The organism is Verrucosispora sioxanthis (assembly GCF_010560025.1).
GTDB lineage: Bacteria > Actinomycetota > Actinomycetes > Mycobacteriales > Micromonosporaceae > Micromonospora > Micromonospora palythoicola.
Map to the genome: position 1 here is coordinate 152,040 of NZ_SAIY01000011.1, position 14,475 is coordinate 166,514.

At 69.7% G+C, this 14,475-nt stretch carries 13 protein-coding genes; 6 read left to right on the forward strand and 7 right to left on the reverse strand.

Annotated features, from left to right (window positions below):
* Nucleotides 1-3 precede the first annotated feature (3 nt).
* The 6 genes from ENC19_RS25870 (at nt 4) to ENC19_RS25895 (ending at nt 6,471) form a co-directional block, all read left to right on the forward strand.
* Entirely contained in the window at nt 4-894 is an 891-nt protein-coding gene (locus ENC19_RS25870) for a terpene synthase family protein (protein ID WP_164449654.1), read from the forward strand.
* 26 nt (nt 895-920) lie between these two features.
* On the forward strand, nt 921-2,549 hold the full coding sequence (locus tag ENC19_RS25875; RefSeq protein ID WP_166459123.1) for a prenyltransferase/squalene oxidase repeat-containing protein: 1,629 nt from the start codon (nt 921-923) through the stop codon (nt 2,547-2,549).
* A 119-nt stretch (nt 2,550-2,668) separates the two neighbouring features.
* Nucleotides 2,669-5,068, forward strand: a complete 2,400-nt coding sequence (locus ENC19_RS25880) for a sensor histidine kinase (RefSeq protein WP_164449655.1) — start codon at nt 2,669-2,671, stop codon at nt 5,066-5,068.
* Between the two features lie 17 nt (nt 5,069-5,085).
* Complete coding sequence (locus tag ENC19_RS25885; protein ID WP_164449656.1) at nt 5,086-5,496, forward strand: roadblock/LC7 domain-containing protein; 411 nt, start codon at nt 5,086-5,088, stop codon at nt 5,494-5,496.
* An 8-nt stretch (nt 5,497-5,504) separates the two neighbouring features.
* Nucleotides 5,505-5,882, forward strand: a complete 378-nt coding sequence (locus ENC19_RS25890) for a DUF742 domain-containing protein (protein WP_164449657.1) — start codon at nt 5,505-5,507, stop codon at nt 5,880-5,882.
* Nucleotides 5,863-6,471 (forward strand): GTP-binding protein, encoded by a 609-nt coding sequence (locus tag ENC19_RS25895; RefSeq protein WP_164449658.1) that lies wholly within the window; start codon nt 5,863-5,865, stop codon nt 6,469-6,471. Before ENC19_RS25890 ends, ENC19_RS25895 begins: the two co-directional genes overlap by 20 nt.
* A 53-nt stretch (nt 6,472-6,524) precedes the next feature.
* On the opposite strand, the gene ENC19_RS25900 is transcribed toward ENC19_RS25895, so the two are convergent.
* From ENC19_RS25900 to ENC19_RS25930, 7 genes are all read right to left on the reverse strand, one after another.
* A complete protein-coding gene (locus ENC19_RS25900) occupies nt 6,525-7,709 on the reverse strand; it encodes a serine hydrolase domain-containing protein (RefSeq protein ID WP_164449659.1) in 1,185 nt (394 codons plus the stop codon).
* Between the two features lie 140 nt (nt 7,710-7,849).
* Complete coding sequence (locus ENC19_RS25905; RefSeq protein WP_164449660.1) at nt 7,850-8,452, reverse strand: serine hydrolase domain-containing protein; 603 nt, start codon at nt 8,450-8,452, stop codon at nt 7,850-7,852.
* On the reverse strand, nt 8,374-9,021 hold the full coding sequence (locus ENC19_RS25910) for a serine hydrolase domain-containing protein (protein ID WP_164449661.1): 648 nt from the start codon (nt 9,019-9,021) through the stop codon (nt 8,374-8,376). The genes ENC19_RS25905 and ENC19_RS25910 overlap by 79 nt, the downstream gene beginning before the upstream one ends.
* Before the next feature lie 95 nt (nt 9,022-9,116).
* Nucleotides 9,117-11,654, reverse strand: a complete 2,538-nt coding sequence (locus ENC19_RS25915; RefSeq protein ID WP_164449662.1) for an ABC transporter permease — start codon at nt 11,652-11,654, stop codon at nt 9,117-9,119.
* A 3-nt stretch (nt 11,655-11,657) separates the two neighbouring features.
* On the reverse strand, nt 11,658-12,431 hold the full coding sequence (locus ENC19_RS25920) for an ABC transporter ATP-binding protein (protein WP_164449663.1): 774 nt from the start codon (nt 12,429-12,431) through the stop codon (nt 11,658-11,660).
* Nucleotides 12,432-12,561: 130 nt separating this feature from the next.
* Nucleotides 12,562-13,224, reverse strand: coding sequence for a response regulator transcription factor (locus ENC19_RS25925; protein ID WP_164449664.1), 663 nt, complete (start codon nt 13,222-13,224; stop codon nt 12,562-12,564).
* Complete coding sequence (locus tag ENC19_RS25930; protein ID WP_235945116.1) at nt 13,212-14,411, reverse strand: sensor histidine kinase; 1,200 nt, start codon at nt 14,409-14,411, stop codon at nt 13,212-13,214. Before ENC19_RS25930 ends, ENC19_RS25925 begins: the two co-directional genes overlap by 13 nt.
* Nucleotides 14,412-14,475: the final 64 nt, after the last annotated feature.

Genomic DNA, 14,475 nt, shown 5'->3' on the forward strand with positions numbered 1-14,475 from the left:
GCCATGGGCGACGCGCTCACTGTAGAAGAGCAGGCACGAGTCTGCGCGCTGGCCGTCACTCTCGATCGCGACCTGCACGAGGTCGTGACGCGCCATCAGAACCTGTTCGCGGCGCGACCCTTCGACGCGGCGCTCATCAGCGGCATCGCGATGTCAGTAGCGTTCACCGCCCCCGAGTACGCAGGCGACCAACTGAGGCTGACAGCTCGGACCGTGCTGTGGGTGTTCGCGGCGGACTGGCAGTTCGACCACCTCGCGCAGACGGACGACGATGTCCAGGCGCTCGTCGCCAGCTGCGTCACAGCCGCCAACGGCGATCCGTGCGTCGACGGCGGGCACCCGCTGGCGCTGCTACTGGCAGAGATACGGAACGAGTTGGTGCCGGCGCCGGCGTTCGCGGCCATGGGCCCGATTTGGCGGGACGAGATCGGACGCATGGTCGCAGCGATGGCGCAGGAGTGGCGATGGAAGACCGCGCATCAGGCGCCACCGGCCTCGCGGCGTACTGCGCTGACTCTCGACCAGTACCTCGCCAACGCGGACAACGCCGCTGTCGTGCTGGTCAGCGTGACGCACTGGGCCCACCTCGGTGACCAGGACTGCTTGGACCACATTGACGACCTGAAGGCTGCCAGCCGCGAGGTGCAGCGCGCCATCCGGTTGATCAACGACCTGGGCACAAGTAAGCGCGACCTCCAGTGGGGAGATCTCAACGCGCTCATGCTCGTGTGCAGAACCGAAGTGACCGCCAGGCTCAACGCGGTCATCCAGAGCTGCCACGAACTGATCGAGCCACTGGAGAAAACCTGTCCCCGACAGGCCGCGTTTCTGCGACGCCAGATCTCGTTCACCGCCGGCTTCTACCAGGTGTCGGACTTCTGGGGCAGCCTGTGAGCCGCCCGGCCATCTCCGTCCATACATTGAACGGCGACATTGACGGTGCCGTAGCTGATCTAATTGCCGGGCTTGAGGCGGAGCCGCACGGTCAGGTCGCCCCATCGGTTTACGAGACCGCTCGGCTTGTGTCGCTGTCGCCGTGGCTGGGTGGGCATGCCGAGCGCATCGCATTCCTGCTGCAGACGCAGCGGGCGGACGGAGGGTGGGGTCCACCGCAGGGGTATGCGCTGGTTCCCACCCTCAGCGCCACCGATGCGCTGCTCGCGACCCTCCGCTCCACGGGACCGAGGGCACATCGGGATCACGTGGCGGCGCGCCTGGCCCCTGCCGTCGCCCGCAGCCTGCAGGCGCTTACTACCTGGCTACGGGCTGACCTGCTGGTGCCGGACACGCCAGGCGCGGATCTCATCGTGCCGTCCCTCGTGGCGGGCATCAACCAGCATCTCGCCCGGCTTGAACACCTGGCGGTGCCGTGCCTCGAACCCTGGTACGGCGGGCGGTTAGGCCTGCCGACGGGGATGGACGACGGCCGTCTCGTCAGGGTCCGACAAGCGGTCGCTGCCGGCGTTGATCTGCCGGGCAAGTTGGTGCATTTCCTGGAGGTCCTGGGTCCCGCAGCTCGCGCCGCAGGCATTCGACCGGCGGGGCCCGGGACGGTCGGCGCCTCACCGGCGGCAACCGCCGCCTGGATCGGCAACAACGAATCGGGCTCCTCCAGCAACCAGGCCTTGGCTCATTTGGCGACTGTCGCTGGCGGCGGCCCGGTGCCGTGTCCGTTGCCCATCACTGTCTTCGAAGCGGCGTGGGTGGTGAGCGGACTGGCACGGGCTGGCATTCGAGTCGAGGTGCCGCCGCGCATCGTGGAAAGCCTGCGCGCCGCGCTGAACCCGCTGGGCACTCCGACCGGGCCGGGGCTGCCCGCCGACTCAGACACCACGGCGGTGGCGCTGTGCGCGCTCGGACATCTGGGCCAGCCTGTGGACCCCGGGCCTCTCTGGGCATACGAAACTGCGGATGGATTCTGCACCTGGCCTGGTGAGGACGGGTGGTCGGTCACCACCAACGCGCACGTCCTGGACGCTTTCGGTCAGCACGTGTCCAGCGGAGTCGATCCGGAGCCGCGGTACATGGCCGCCATCGATCGGTTGACGGTGGCGCTGCAAGAGCGCCAGCAGCCGGACGGGCAGTGGCGCGACCGATGGCATGCCTCGCCGTACTACGCCACGATGTGCTGTGCCCTTGCTCTTCAAGACTTCGGCCGTGGGCCCACCCCGGTCGACGCGGTGGCGAGGGCGGTCGACTGGGTCCTGTCCACGCAGCGGGCCGACGGGTCGTGGGGGCGTTGGGACGGCACCGCTGAGGAGACCGCGTACGCGTTGCAGGTGCTCCTGGCAGCACGCCCGAGGGCCGATGAAGTCCAGGCGGCCGCGAGGCGTGGCTACGCGTACCTCTGCGAGACGGCGGGCCGGGAGCCTGCCCCTCCCCTGTGGTACGGCAAGGAGCTCTATCGCCCGCTGGCGATTGTCCGCGCTGCGGTGCTCGCCGCATTGCACCTTGTGCGGCAACGGCACGACATAACTGCGGCGACCGTCACGACAACTGCACCCAAACCGCGGCAGGCAGCCAGCAAGCCGGTGATCAGGGACGCTTGAGGACCTTCTTGGACGCTGCTAGCGTGCTCCCGTTGTCGCGCGCCGTTGATGTGGGACGCGCAGGCGTCAGAAATTCACCGAGGACTTAGCCAGGTGCAACGGCCGACTGGGACGGTGTGATGCGCTTTCGCAGTACCAATATCCGCACCAAAGTGGTCGCGATGTTGCTGTCGCTCACTGCCCTGTGGGCGTTCGCGGCGTGGGTGACCCTCCGGGACGGTCTCAACCTGCTCTGGGTCAATACGCTGAACAGCAAGGTGTACGAGCCGAGCGCACCCCTGCTGACGGCCTTGCAGAACGAACGCCGACTCACGCTGGCCTACCTGGGTGGCTCCGACGACAGTCAAGCGCGAGCGTCCTTGGACACCCAGCGCCGGCAGACCGAGCAACTCGCCGCGACGTTCACAGCGTCAGCACGGAGTTGGCAGACGGATCTGGCGGGCAGCAACACGTTGGCCCAACGACTCGACGCCGCCTACGTCAGTCTGGACGCCCTGGGCGGTGTCAGGGAGTTGGTCGATGCACGCACCATCGACCGCTCGAGCGCAGCGAGGGCCTTCGGCGACTCGATCGACTCGATCTTCGGCATCTACCACGCCACGGCGAGCCTGGACGACAAGACGATCGCGGGTTACGCCGCCGCGCTCATCCAGCTGAACCGCATGGGGGAGCTGATCTCGCAAGAGGACGCGCTCTTGAGTGGCGTCCTCGCCAGCGGTCGGATCACCGCCGCTGAGCAGGCGCAGTTCGCGCAGCTCGTGGGCGCCCAACGGTTCGCGGGATCGGAAACCTCGATCCAGTTGTCACCCGCCGACCGCGCTCGATATGAGCAGTTGCTTGCTGGCGACACCTTCCGCCGTCTTCGGGCGATCGAAGACAGTGTGGCGCAGACCAGCCGCACCCGGTCGAGCCTGCCCGTCGAGGCCGGCGAGTGGCGCAGTGTGGTTGACGACGCCCAGTCCGAGCTGCAGGAAGTAGTCACAGCCGGTGGCAACGGAATCGTGTCCGGTGCCGTGGGCGTCGCCGTTTGGGTCATCATCCGGCTGCTTCTCGCGGCGGGCCTTGGCACGATCGCCGTTGCCGCGTCGATCGTGCTGTCGATCACGACGGCGCGCGCTCTGGTGGCGCAGTTGCAGCGGCTACGTGACGCGGCTCATCAACTCGCCGACGAGCGGCTGCCCGCCGTGGTCGAGCGTCTTCAGCGCGGCGAGAAGGTGGACGTCGCCGTCGAGGCACCGCCTCTCGACTTCGGCTCGGACGAGATCGGGCAGGTCGGCCAGGCGTTCAACGCCGTCCAGGAGACCGCTGTGCGTACGGCCGTCGAGCAGGCGGAGCTACGCCGCAACGTACGCGATGTGTTCCTTAACCTGGCCCGGCGCACCCAGGCCCTCGTCCACCGCCAGGTGACCCTCCTCGACGAGATGGAGCGCCGGCAGGAGGACGCCGACGAACTCGAGGACCTGTTCCGCGTCGACCACCTCGCCACCCGGATGCGGCGCAACGCCGAGAACCTCATCGTCCTGTCGGGTGCGACGCCCGGCCGTGGCTGGCGCCGCAACGTGCCGATGGTCGATGTGGCCCGCGCTGCCGTGCAGGAGGTGGAGGACTACACCCGGGTGAAGGTGATGCCGTTCGGGTCGGTCGCGCTCGCCGGCCGGGCCGCCGGCGACATCATCCACCTGCTCGCCGAGCTGATCGAGAACGCCCTGACCTTCTCGCCGAAGAGCACCCCTGTCGAGGTGCGCGGGCAGCTTGTGGCCAACGGCTTCGCCATCGAGATCGAGGACAGAGGTCTCGGCATGGCCGAGGACGATCTGGCCGCTGCGAACGCGGACCTCGCAGTCGCCGCAGAGTTCAACCTCGCCGACGCCAAGAAGCTGGGACTCTTCGTCGTCAGTCGGCTGGCCGCCAAGCACCACCTCGCGGTCCGGTTGAAGCCGTCGCCCTACGGCGGCACGACGGCGGTCGTCCTCATTCCCAAGGACCTGGTTGCGACGGCCGACCCGATCGGCGCCGGTCCCGCACCGACGGTGGGCGTGTCCAGGGACGCGGCTGCCGCAGGCGATGCCCAGCGGGTCACCACGGCGCGGCAGACCTCGCTCGCCGTCGTCGAGCCCGCACCCGTGCACGGCGAAACGATGGAACTGCCAGCGGTGCGTCCACTGCGTGCCGCCGCTGACGCCGCCGCCACGGTCACCGAGGAGCCGGTCAAGAGCCCGCCCAGCGTCAAACAGCGGCCCGGACCTGCTGCCGGACACACCGAGCACACCGAGCACGGCCTGCCGATGAGGGTCCGCCAGGCCAACATCGCGCGACAACTGCGCGAATCGTCCCCAGGCCAGACACAGCCACCGGACGACGAGGCGGGGCGATCCCCCGACGACATCCGCAGGATGATGAGTTCCTACCAGTCCGGCACCCGCCGCGGCCGTGATGACGCCGCACGTCTCGTCGACGCCGCCGACGACGAGCAACCCAACGCCGCCGACAACACGTCCGCGGCCGAAACCGACCGGTGAGAAAGAGGAACGGGCAAGTGCAGCAGAATTCCACGGGCGATCTGGCCTGGCTGCTCGACGACCTGGTTGGGCGTGTCAAGCAGGCTGAGCATGCCATCGTGCTCTCCGCTGACGGGCTGCTCATGGCTTCCTCCGCCCAGCTCAGCCGGGACGACGCGGAACACCTGGCCGCGATGGCATCGGGGATCCAGAGCCTCGCGAAGGGCGCCAGCAAGCGGTTCGGCGGCGGACCCGTTCAACAGACCATCATCGAGATGAAATCGTCGTTCCTTTTCGTCACCGCGGCCGGAAGCAACGCCTGCCTGGCCGTCCTCGCGGCCGAAGACACCGACGTCGGACTTGTCGCGTACGAAATGGCGATGGTCGTTGCGCGAGCCGGCAAGTTCCTCGCCTCCCCGACCAGGCCGAGTCAGTACACCAACAACTAGGGGCCGCCATGACGATGCCCGACGAAGAACCGGTCTGGTTAGATGACGCAGCCGGGCCGGTAGTCCGGCCGTACGCCGTAACCGGCGGGCGGGCCAAACCAGCCAACAGCTTCAATGTGGTCGCTCTGGTCCTGGCGACCCGATCGGCCCCGCCGTCGGAGGTGGGGATAGCACCAGAGCAGGCCAGGATCATTCACCTGTGCCAACGACCGCTGGCACTCGCAGAAGTGGCCGCGCATCTCAGCCTGCCCCTTGGCACCGTTCGAGTGCTGCTCGACGGACTGATCGCTCAGGGATTCGTTCAGGTGAACGACCCTCGCCAAGCCGCCACCCTTCCCGACGACAGCGTATTCGAGGCGCTCATCAATGGACTACGTCAACTCTGAGCGGACGGGCCATGCGACCCTTCCCACCGCCATCAAAATCCTCATCGCGGGTGGCTTCGGCGTAGGCAAGACCACCCTCGTGGGATCCGTCAGCGAAACCAAGCCCCTGCGGACCGAAGAGGTCCTCTCCGAGCAGGGCGTGGGAGTCGACGACATCTCCGGTGTCGAGGCGAAGTCGACCACGACTGTGGCGATGGACTTCGGCCGGATCACCATCAGCGAGGAACTCGTCCTCTATCTGTTCGGCACCCCGGGCCAGGACCGCTTCTGGTTCGTCTGGGACGAACTCACCATCGGCGCCCTGGGCGCCGTGGTCCTGGCGGACACCAGGCGGCTTGCCGACTGCTTCCCGTCCGTCGACTACTTCGAACGCGCGAGGCTGCCATTCATCGTTGCCGTCAACTGCTTCGAGAACGCGCGCCAGTACAGCCTTGACGAAGTTCGACTGGCCCTGGACCTCGACCCGGACGTGCCTGTCATGATGTGTGACGCGCGGGAACGGCAGTCGTCCAAAGAGGTCCTCGTGGCGCTGATCGAGCATGTCAAGAAGCAGGGGCTGACCCGCAGACCTGAGCCCGTGGGTCATTGACCGGCGAGGTGCCCCGACGCACGGTCGAGACCGCCGTACTCCGGCCATGCCGGTCACTTCGCGCAGAGCGCGGCGTCGACGAGGGCGGCCCGGTCGGCGGCGACAGAGCCGTCCGTGACCGACCCGTTGAGCGAGGTGACTACCAGGGTCGCCGCGCGGCCGTCTTCGGTGGCGCCGTTGACGGTCGAGTAGCCGGGGATGTCACCGCCGTGGCCCCACGCCACCCCGCCGCAGCTCAACGGGGTACGGAAGAGACCGAGCCCGTACCCCAGGTCCGATTGTGGATGCACGGCGACGGTGGTCCGCATCTCGGCCAGCTGCGCGGGATTGAGCAGTTTGCCGCCCAGAAGGGCACGCAGGAACGCGTTGAGATCGGCCGGAGTGGAGACCAGTTGGCCGGCGGCCCACCCCCAGCTCGGGTCCATCCGGGTGAAGTCGAGCAGTTCGCCGGTGGCTTCATCGAGCTGGTAACCCTTGGGATGCCGACCGCGGATGCCCTCCTCACCGACCCCGGGCGCGTAGGTGTAGCGCAGGCCGATCCGCTCGATGACCCGGGTGGTGACCAGCTCGTTGAACGGCCGGCCGGTGACCCGTTGGGCGATCAGGCCGGCCAGCAGATAGTTGGTGTTGCTGTAGGCCCAGTCGCCGGCCGGCCCGCCTTCCCTGGCGTTGGCCATGTCGAGCAGGTCCCGGGGTTCGAGGTAGACATGCTGGTACGGCGGGATGTCGATCATTCTCGGGAACATCGTGTCGGTGTAGTCGGGCAGCCCGCTGGTGTGCTGCAGTAGTTGACGGACCGTGATCGCGTCGGCGTCCACCCCGGGGCTGCGCACCAGACCCGGCAGGTACGTCTCGACCGACTCGTCGAGATCCACTGTGCCTTCCCCGACGAGCTGCAGCACGACGACGGCGGCGAACATCTTGCTGGCGCTGCCGATGCGTACCCGGCCGTTCTTCGGCACCTTCGCGCCGGTGCGCAGGTCGCCGACCCCGGCCGTGTGGTGCTGGGTCCGGCCGCGACGGTCCCGGACTGCGGCCAGCGCCCCCGGGTGCCGATCGGTACCGACGAGCTTCTCGACGCGTTGGCCGATGGCGTCGGGACGGCTCCCGGCCCAGGCGGTGCCGGCCGGGCCGGCGGTCGTGAGACCGCCCGCCGCGATCACCGCGGTCGTCGCCATGGCGACGACCCGGCGACGCGACCGGGTGGGCCGGCGGAGTCGAGTGAGGTGGGTGGGCATGGCAGGCTGCTCCTTGACTGGGTACGGATGGCGGCCGAGCCGCCGCCCGTGCCGGGTGCGCCAGGCGTTCCGGCACGGGCGGCGGGTCGCCCCGCCAGTGGCGGTTCAGGAGAAGGGATCGGTCAGTTGACCGGCGACGGCTACCTGCCGGCGCACAGGGCCGCGTCGAACGCGTCCAGGACCCGGAAGATGCCGTCGGGGACCGGGCTCGTGGCGGCGGTCACCACGATGGTCACGGCGCGACCGTCGGAGGTGATGGCCGAACGGCTGGAGTATCCGTCGATGTCACCGCCGTGTCCCCAGGCTCGACCGCCGCAGGAGAGGTCGTACCCGGTGGCGCCGAGGCCGTATTGCCACACCAGGTCCGGGAAGGCCTCGCCACCGGGAAGGAAGACCTTGCTGTCGCGCATCTCGGCCAGGGTCGCCGGCTTGATCAGCTTGCCGTTCTGCAGCGCCACCAGGAACTTGTTGAGGTCACTCGGGGTGGAGATCATCTGGCCGGCCGCCCAGGCGATGGAGGGGTCCACCTGGGTGGTGTCGACCCACTTCATCGTCTCCGGGTCCGGCAGGTAGCCCTTGGCGTGCGGCCGGCGGATGGTCTTGTCACCGACACCCGGCCAGTACGTCTCGTGCAGCCCGACCGGCTTCAGAATCTTGTTGGTGATCACTTCGCTGATCGGGCGACCGGTGACCTTCTGCACGAGCAGACCCGCCACGATGTAGTTGGCGTTGCGGTACTGCACCTGCCCGCCAGGGACGGAGCGTGCGCCGGCTTGGCGAACGCCGAGTCGAGCATGTCACGCGGCTCGTAGTACCTCTGGCCCCACACGGAGACGTCCGGCAGGTCGTACTCCGGCAGCCCACTGGTCATGCTCAGCAGGTGGCGGACCGTGATGGTGCGTCCGTCGAAGCCCTCCCCACGGACCAGCCCCGGCAGGTACGTCTCGATCGGCTCGTCCAGCTTCACCTTGCCCTCGTTGACGAGCTGCAGGACGGTGACCGAGGTGTACATCTTGGTGTTGCTCGCCATCCGCACGTACCCGTCGGTGGGCACCTTCGCCCTGGTCCGTGGGTCGTTGACGCCGGCGGTGTAGTTGGTGACGCGGCCCCTGCTGTCCCGTACCGAGACCAGCGCGCCGGGGGCGACGCCGGCCTCGACCAGCGCGTCGATGCTGGTCTGGATGGAGTCCTTCTTCGGACGGTGGGCCTGCGCGGCGTCGGCGTACTGGATACCGATGCCGGCGATCCCGACAAGTGTGACGAGCGCCAGTGCGGCGGCGGTACGACGGCCGGCGGTGCGTAGCGGTGACATGGAACCTCCTGGTGAGTGTTCGGATCGGGTGCCCGGTGCGCCGATCCACGGGGCCGACGACGATTCGTCGGCACCTGCGGTGGAATGGGTGACGGTCACTCCTTGACGCCGATGCTGTTCACCGGTGGCGTCCGCAGGAGTGCGCTGATGGGAGCGATGGTGGTGACCAGCGCGAGCAGCGTGGTACCGCCGATGATCGAGACCCAGCCGAGCGGCGGTACGTAAGGGATCAGCTGTCCGGTCATCATCCGGACCACCGAGACCAACGTGATGGCGGCGATGGCGCCACCGATGAGCAGTGAGGTGCCGAGCAGGCCGACCTGTTCGGCGTGCACCATCCGCTTGACCTGACGGGCCGTGACGCCGACCAGGCGCAGCAGGGCCAGTTCACGCCCCCGGGTCAGCGCCGCCATGATCATGGTGTTGGCGGCAGCGAGGGCGGCATAGCCGACCATGACGCCGATGACCAGCTTGTTCATCCAGGCGCTGAGGGCCAGGTCGGTGGCGAGCTGGGCGCCGACGGCCCCGGTGTCGATCAGGCCGCTGCCCGGGTACCGCTCGACCAGGTCGGCAAGCCCGGCGACGGCCTCGGCGTTGCCCGGTTCGGTGCGGATCAGGACCTCGTCGTCGAGGTTGGTCGGAGTGTGGCCGCCGACCGTCTCCCGGTTGAGGGTCACGTCCCCGAAGGCGAGCCCGCGCTCGTAGATGGCGACCAGCCGCAACGTCACCGGGGTGCCATCGCCGAGCCAGATCTCGACCTGGTCGCCGAGATCCGCTCCCAGCGTGGATGCCTGCAGGTTGGACAGCGCCACGGTGTCGCCACGCAGGTCGGCGAGGCTGCCCTCGGTGACCGACAGGTCCATGGTCCGGTCGGCCCCGGCTGGGTCGATCGCCTGGGCACCGAAGGGTTCGGCACCCCCCAACACCGGCAGGATCACCGAGGTACGCCGGATCGGTGTGGCGGCGACGACGCCGGGCAGCTCGCGGGCGTCCGCTGCGGCGCTCGCCGGCAGCCCGACCGCCGACACCAGCGAGTGCTGGGCCAGCGTGCCGTCGCGGGTCTGGGCGACGGCCTCCCGATCCAGGTTGTCCTGCAGGAACCAGATCGAGCCACCGAAGCCGACCGACAGCACCAACGCGGTCAGCACAGTCGCCATACCCTGCGCGTTCGCCCGCAGGTTGGCCGCCGCCAGGTATCCACTGTCACCCCACACGGCGCGCAGCACCGGGCCGAGTACGTGTGCGGCGTACCGGTTGATCCACGGCGCGAGCAGTGCGGCGGCGAGCACGAAGACGAACAGCATGCCCAGCGCCGCGCCGAGTCCGGCCTGGCCACGCAGGGCGGTGCTGAACATGGTCAACGTGACCCCGCCGCCGAGTGCGAGCAGACCGGCGAAGAGCCGGAGGAGGCTGCTGCGGGCCGGCTCCACGGCGATCTCACCGAGCGCCTCGGTCGGCCGGATCCGCACCGTACGACGGGCCGCGATCAGCGCCGCCGACACCGCCACCAGCACGGTCGCCACGCTGACCGCCACGGCGGTGAGCACCCCGCCGTCGAACGGGAAGCCGTGCGGGATGAAGCCGCGGTCCATGAGCTGCCGGTGCACCCAGTCGGTCGCCCACAGCCCGGCCGGGATGCCGAGCAGCACCGCGACGATGGCCAGCTGCGCGACTTCGGCGACGACCAGCAGCCGTACCTGACCCGGGGTCGCCGCGACGGCGCGCAACAGGGCCAGGTCGCGGCGGCGGTGGCGGACCGCCAGGCCGATCGTTCCGGCGACGACGAACATGACGAGCCCGGCGACGTAGCCACCGAGTACGGAACCGAGTTGGATCAGCATGTCGGCCGCCATGAGCGCCTCGGACTGTTCGACTCCTGCCCGGTCGGTGCCGGTGTAGACCGTCGCGCCGGATTCGGCGGCCAGCCGGTCGACCTCGGCCGTCACGGCCGCCGAGTCCGCACCACGGGCCAGGACGATCCCGATCAGTCCGGCCCGGTCCGGGCTGCCGCTGAGCGCCGCGGCGTGGTCGTCGGTGAAGAACAGCGCGGACGGGGTGTCACCGGCGGCGGCACGGTCCACCATGCCGCTGATCCGGTACTGGCGCACCGAGCCGGCAGCGAGGACCGCGATCTGGTCGCCGGGCCGCAGTTGAGCGCCGGCCGCCGTGGCGAGCCGGACGTCAACGGCTACCTCGTCGGTGCTGTCCGGCTGGTTGCCGTCGACGATCCGGTACGGGGTGAGCGCGGCGCTGCTCCAACCGTGCGCGACCGCCCCCTGCGCGGAGTCGTCGATCGGCACGACCGCCTGGATCGAGCGGTCGGCGGCGGCGACCGCCACGCCGGGCAGCTGCCCGATGCGTTCGGCGAGGGTGACCGGCACGCTTCCGCCGGTGGGCAGGTCCACGGTGACCGTGGACGTCTCACCGAACTCGGTGGTCTCGATGGTCATGTCGCGATCCGCGACCAGGATGTCGGCGGCGCCGTACCGCTGCGGTGCGGGGGTGAACCGCATCCCGGACTCGACCATCACACCCATCGACATGAGGATCATGACGCCGCAGGTGAGCGCGAGAAGGGTGGCTACCGCGCTGCCGATGCGGTGGCGCAGCATCCGGAGGGCGAGCATCAGCATGGCTCAGCTCTCCTGGGTGACGAGCTGGCGGCGGCCGAGCCACGCCAACTGCTCGGCGATCTGCTCCGCGCCCGGCTGGGGCATGTCCCGCACGATCCGACCGTCGGCCAGGACCATCACCCGGTCGGCGTACGAGGCCGCCACCGGGTCGTGGGTCACCATGATCACGGTCTGCTGCGCGTCGTCGACCACCGACCGCAGCAGGGCCAGCACGTCGGCGGCGGTCTGGGTGTCCAGCGCGCCGGTCGGCTCGTCACAGAAGATCACCTCGGGGCGCATCGCCAGCGCTCGGGCGATCGCCACCCGCTGCTGCTGCCCGCCGGACAATTCGGCCGGGCGGTGGTGCAACCGGTCGCCGAGCCCGACCCGCTCGACCACCTGGCGCAGCCAGGCGGCGTCCGGGCGTACCCCGGACAGCCGCAGCGGCAGGTGGATGTTCTCCTCGACGGTCAGCGCGCCGATCAGATTGAAGGCCTGGAAGACGAAGCCGATCCGGCTGCGCCGGAGCTTGGTCAGTTTCGTCTCCGACAGCCGCGACAGATCCTGGCCGCCGATCCACACCTGCCCGGAGGAGGGCCGGTCCAGGCCGGCCGCGGTCTGCAACAGGGTGCTCTTGCCGGAACCGGACGGCCCCATCACGGCCGTGAACGTGCCGCGGTGGAACTCCGCGTCGACGCCGGCGAGCGCGGTGACGGCCTGCGGTCCGGAACCATACGTACGGGCGAGCTGTATCACGCGGACCGCCGGGTCGGCGGGGCGTCCAACGCGGACGGACATCTGGACCAACCTCTCCATGTCGTCAGAGGACGATGACATGGAAAACGCTATGGTCAGACGGGCTGCGGGACGATCTAGCGTACTGGCCAACCGGGGTACAGCAGGCTGTACCAATCGCGCGGCGCCGGCATCACCAACTGCGGCGCTGGGCGTCCTCGAGGTAGCGCAGCACCGCCGTCACCCGCCGGTCGGCGCGGTCGTCCGGGGCGAGACCGAGCTTGGCGAAGATGCTGCGGATGTGCTTGTGCACGGCCCCGTCGGTGACGAACAGCCGCTGCGCGATCGCCCCGTTGCCGAGCCCTTCAGCCATCAGGGCAAGCACGTCGCGTTCCCGGCCGCTGAGCCGGGCCAGGGTGCTGTCGGGACGGCTGCGGGCGAACAGCTGGCCGACCACCTCCGGGTCGATCGCCGTACCGCCGTCGGCGACCCGGTGCAGCGCGGTGAGGAACTCCTCGACCCGGCCGACCCGCTCCTTCAGCAGGTAGCCGAGCCGGACCGCGCCGCCGGCGAGCAGGTCGGTGGCGAACGCCTGCTCGACGTACGCCGACAGCACCAGCACCGCGAGGTCGGGTCGACGACGCCGGGCCTCGACGGCGGCCACGATGCCCTCGTCGGTGTGGGTGGGCGGCATCCGGACGTCGACGATCGCGACGTCCGGCCGGAACTCGTCCACGGCGGCCAGGAAGGTCGTCGGTGAGTCGGTGGTGGCGACCACGTCGAGCCCTTCGGCCCGCAGCAGCAGCGACAGACCTTCCCGTAGCAGGGCGTCGTCCTCGGCGATCACGATCCGCACGGCAACTCCACGAGTAGGGTCGTCGGCCCACCTGGTGGGCTGGTCAGAGTGAACTGGCCGTCGTGGCCCTGCACCCGCCGCCGGATGCCGGCGATGCCCGAGCCGTGGCCCTCGTCGGCACCGCCCCGACCGTCGTCGACGATCGACACGTACAGCCGGTCGACGCTGCGCCGCACGGTGACCGCCACCGAGGCGGCACCACTGTGCCGGGCGACGTTGGTCAGCGCCTCAGCGACCACGAAATACGCCGTCGCCTCGACCGACGCGGCGCATCGGCCCGGGACGTCGACCTCCACCGTGCACGGTACCCCGCAGCCGGCGGCCAGACCGTCGAGCGCCGCGGCGAGTCCACGGTGGTCGAGCACCGGGGGCAGAATCCCGCGTACGACGCTGCGCAGCTCCGCGAGGGCCTGTTCGGCCGAGTCGTGCGCGCGGTCCAGGATCTCCACCGCCCGCGCCGGATCCCGGAGCATCGCCCGCCGCGCGGCACCCAGCAGTACGGTGACCGCGACCAGCCGGTTCTGCGCCCCGTCGTGCAGGGACCGCTCGATGCGTCGCAGCTCGGCGGCGTGCGCGTCCAGCGCGGCCGCCCGGGTGGCGGTCAGCTCGGCGATCCGCAGCGACATGTCGACGTCGCGCGGGGGTGCCAGCAACCGTCGCCCCGGCAGCGCCTGCAGCCCGGCCAATGGCGGGTTGAGCGCCACGGTCGCGGCGAGCCAACCGACCCCGATCAGCCCCACCACCAGCGCGTCGGGCAACCCGTCGATCCGCCAGTCGATGAACCCCGGGCCGCCCGCCTCCGGCGGCAGCACCCAGTAGTAGAGCGGGAACAGCAGGTTCTGCACGGCGGAGATCGGCAGCGACAGCCCGAGCACCCCCAGGCCGAAACCGACGGTGCCGTGGACGGCCACGAACGCGCACTCGCGTCGAAACCACGGGTCGCGCAGGACGTCGCGCAGGCCGGTGGGGACCGCCGGCGGCAGGGGCAGGTCGCGGTCCCATCGTGACAGTCGGGCCCGCTCCCGGTTGGCGGCGAGGCGGACCGCCTTCGCCGCCGACGGGACCACCGCCAGGCCGATGCCGACCACGCTGGCGAGCGCCACCAGGACCAGGAGCAGTACGGCCGCCAGCGCCAGGATCGACGTGCCGAGGCCGCCGACAAGGTGTTCGATGGCGTCGACAGACATTCGTAGGCGGCGACGCAGGTACCGCCGCGCCGCCCGCCAAAGCTGCGGGCCCAGTCGTCCCGCA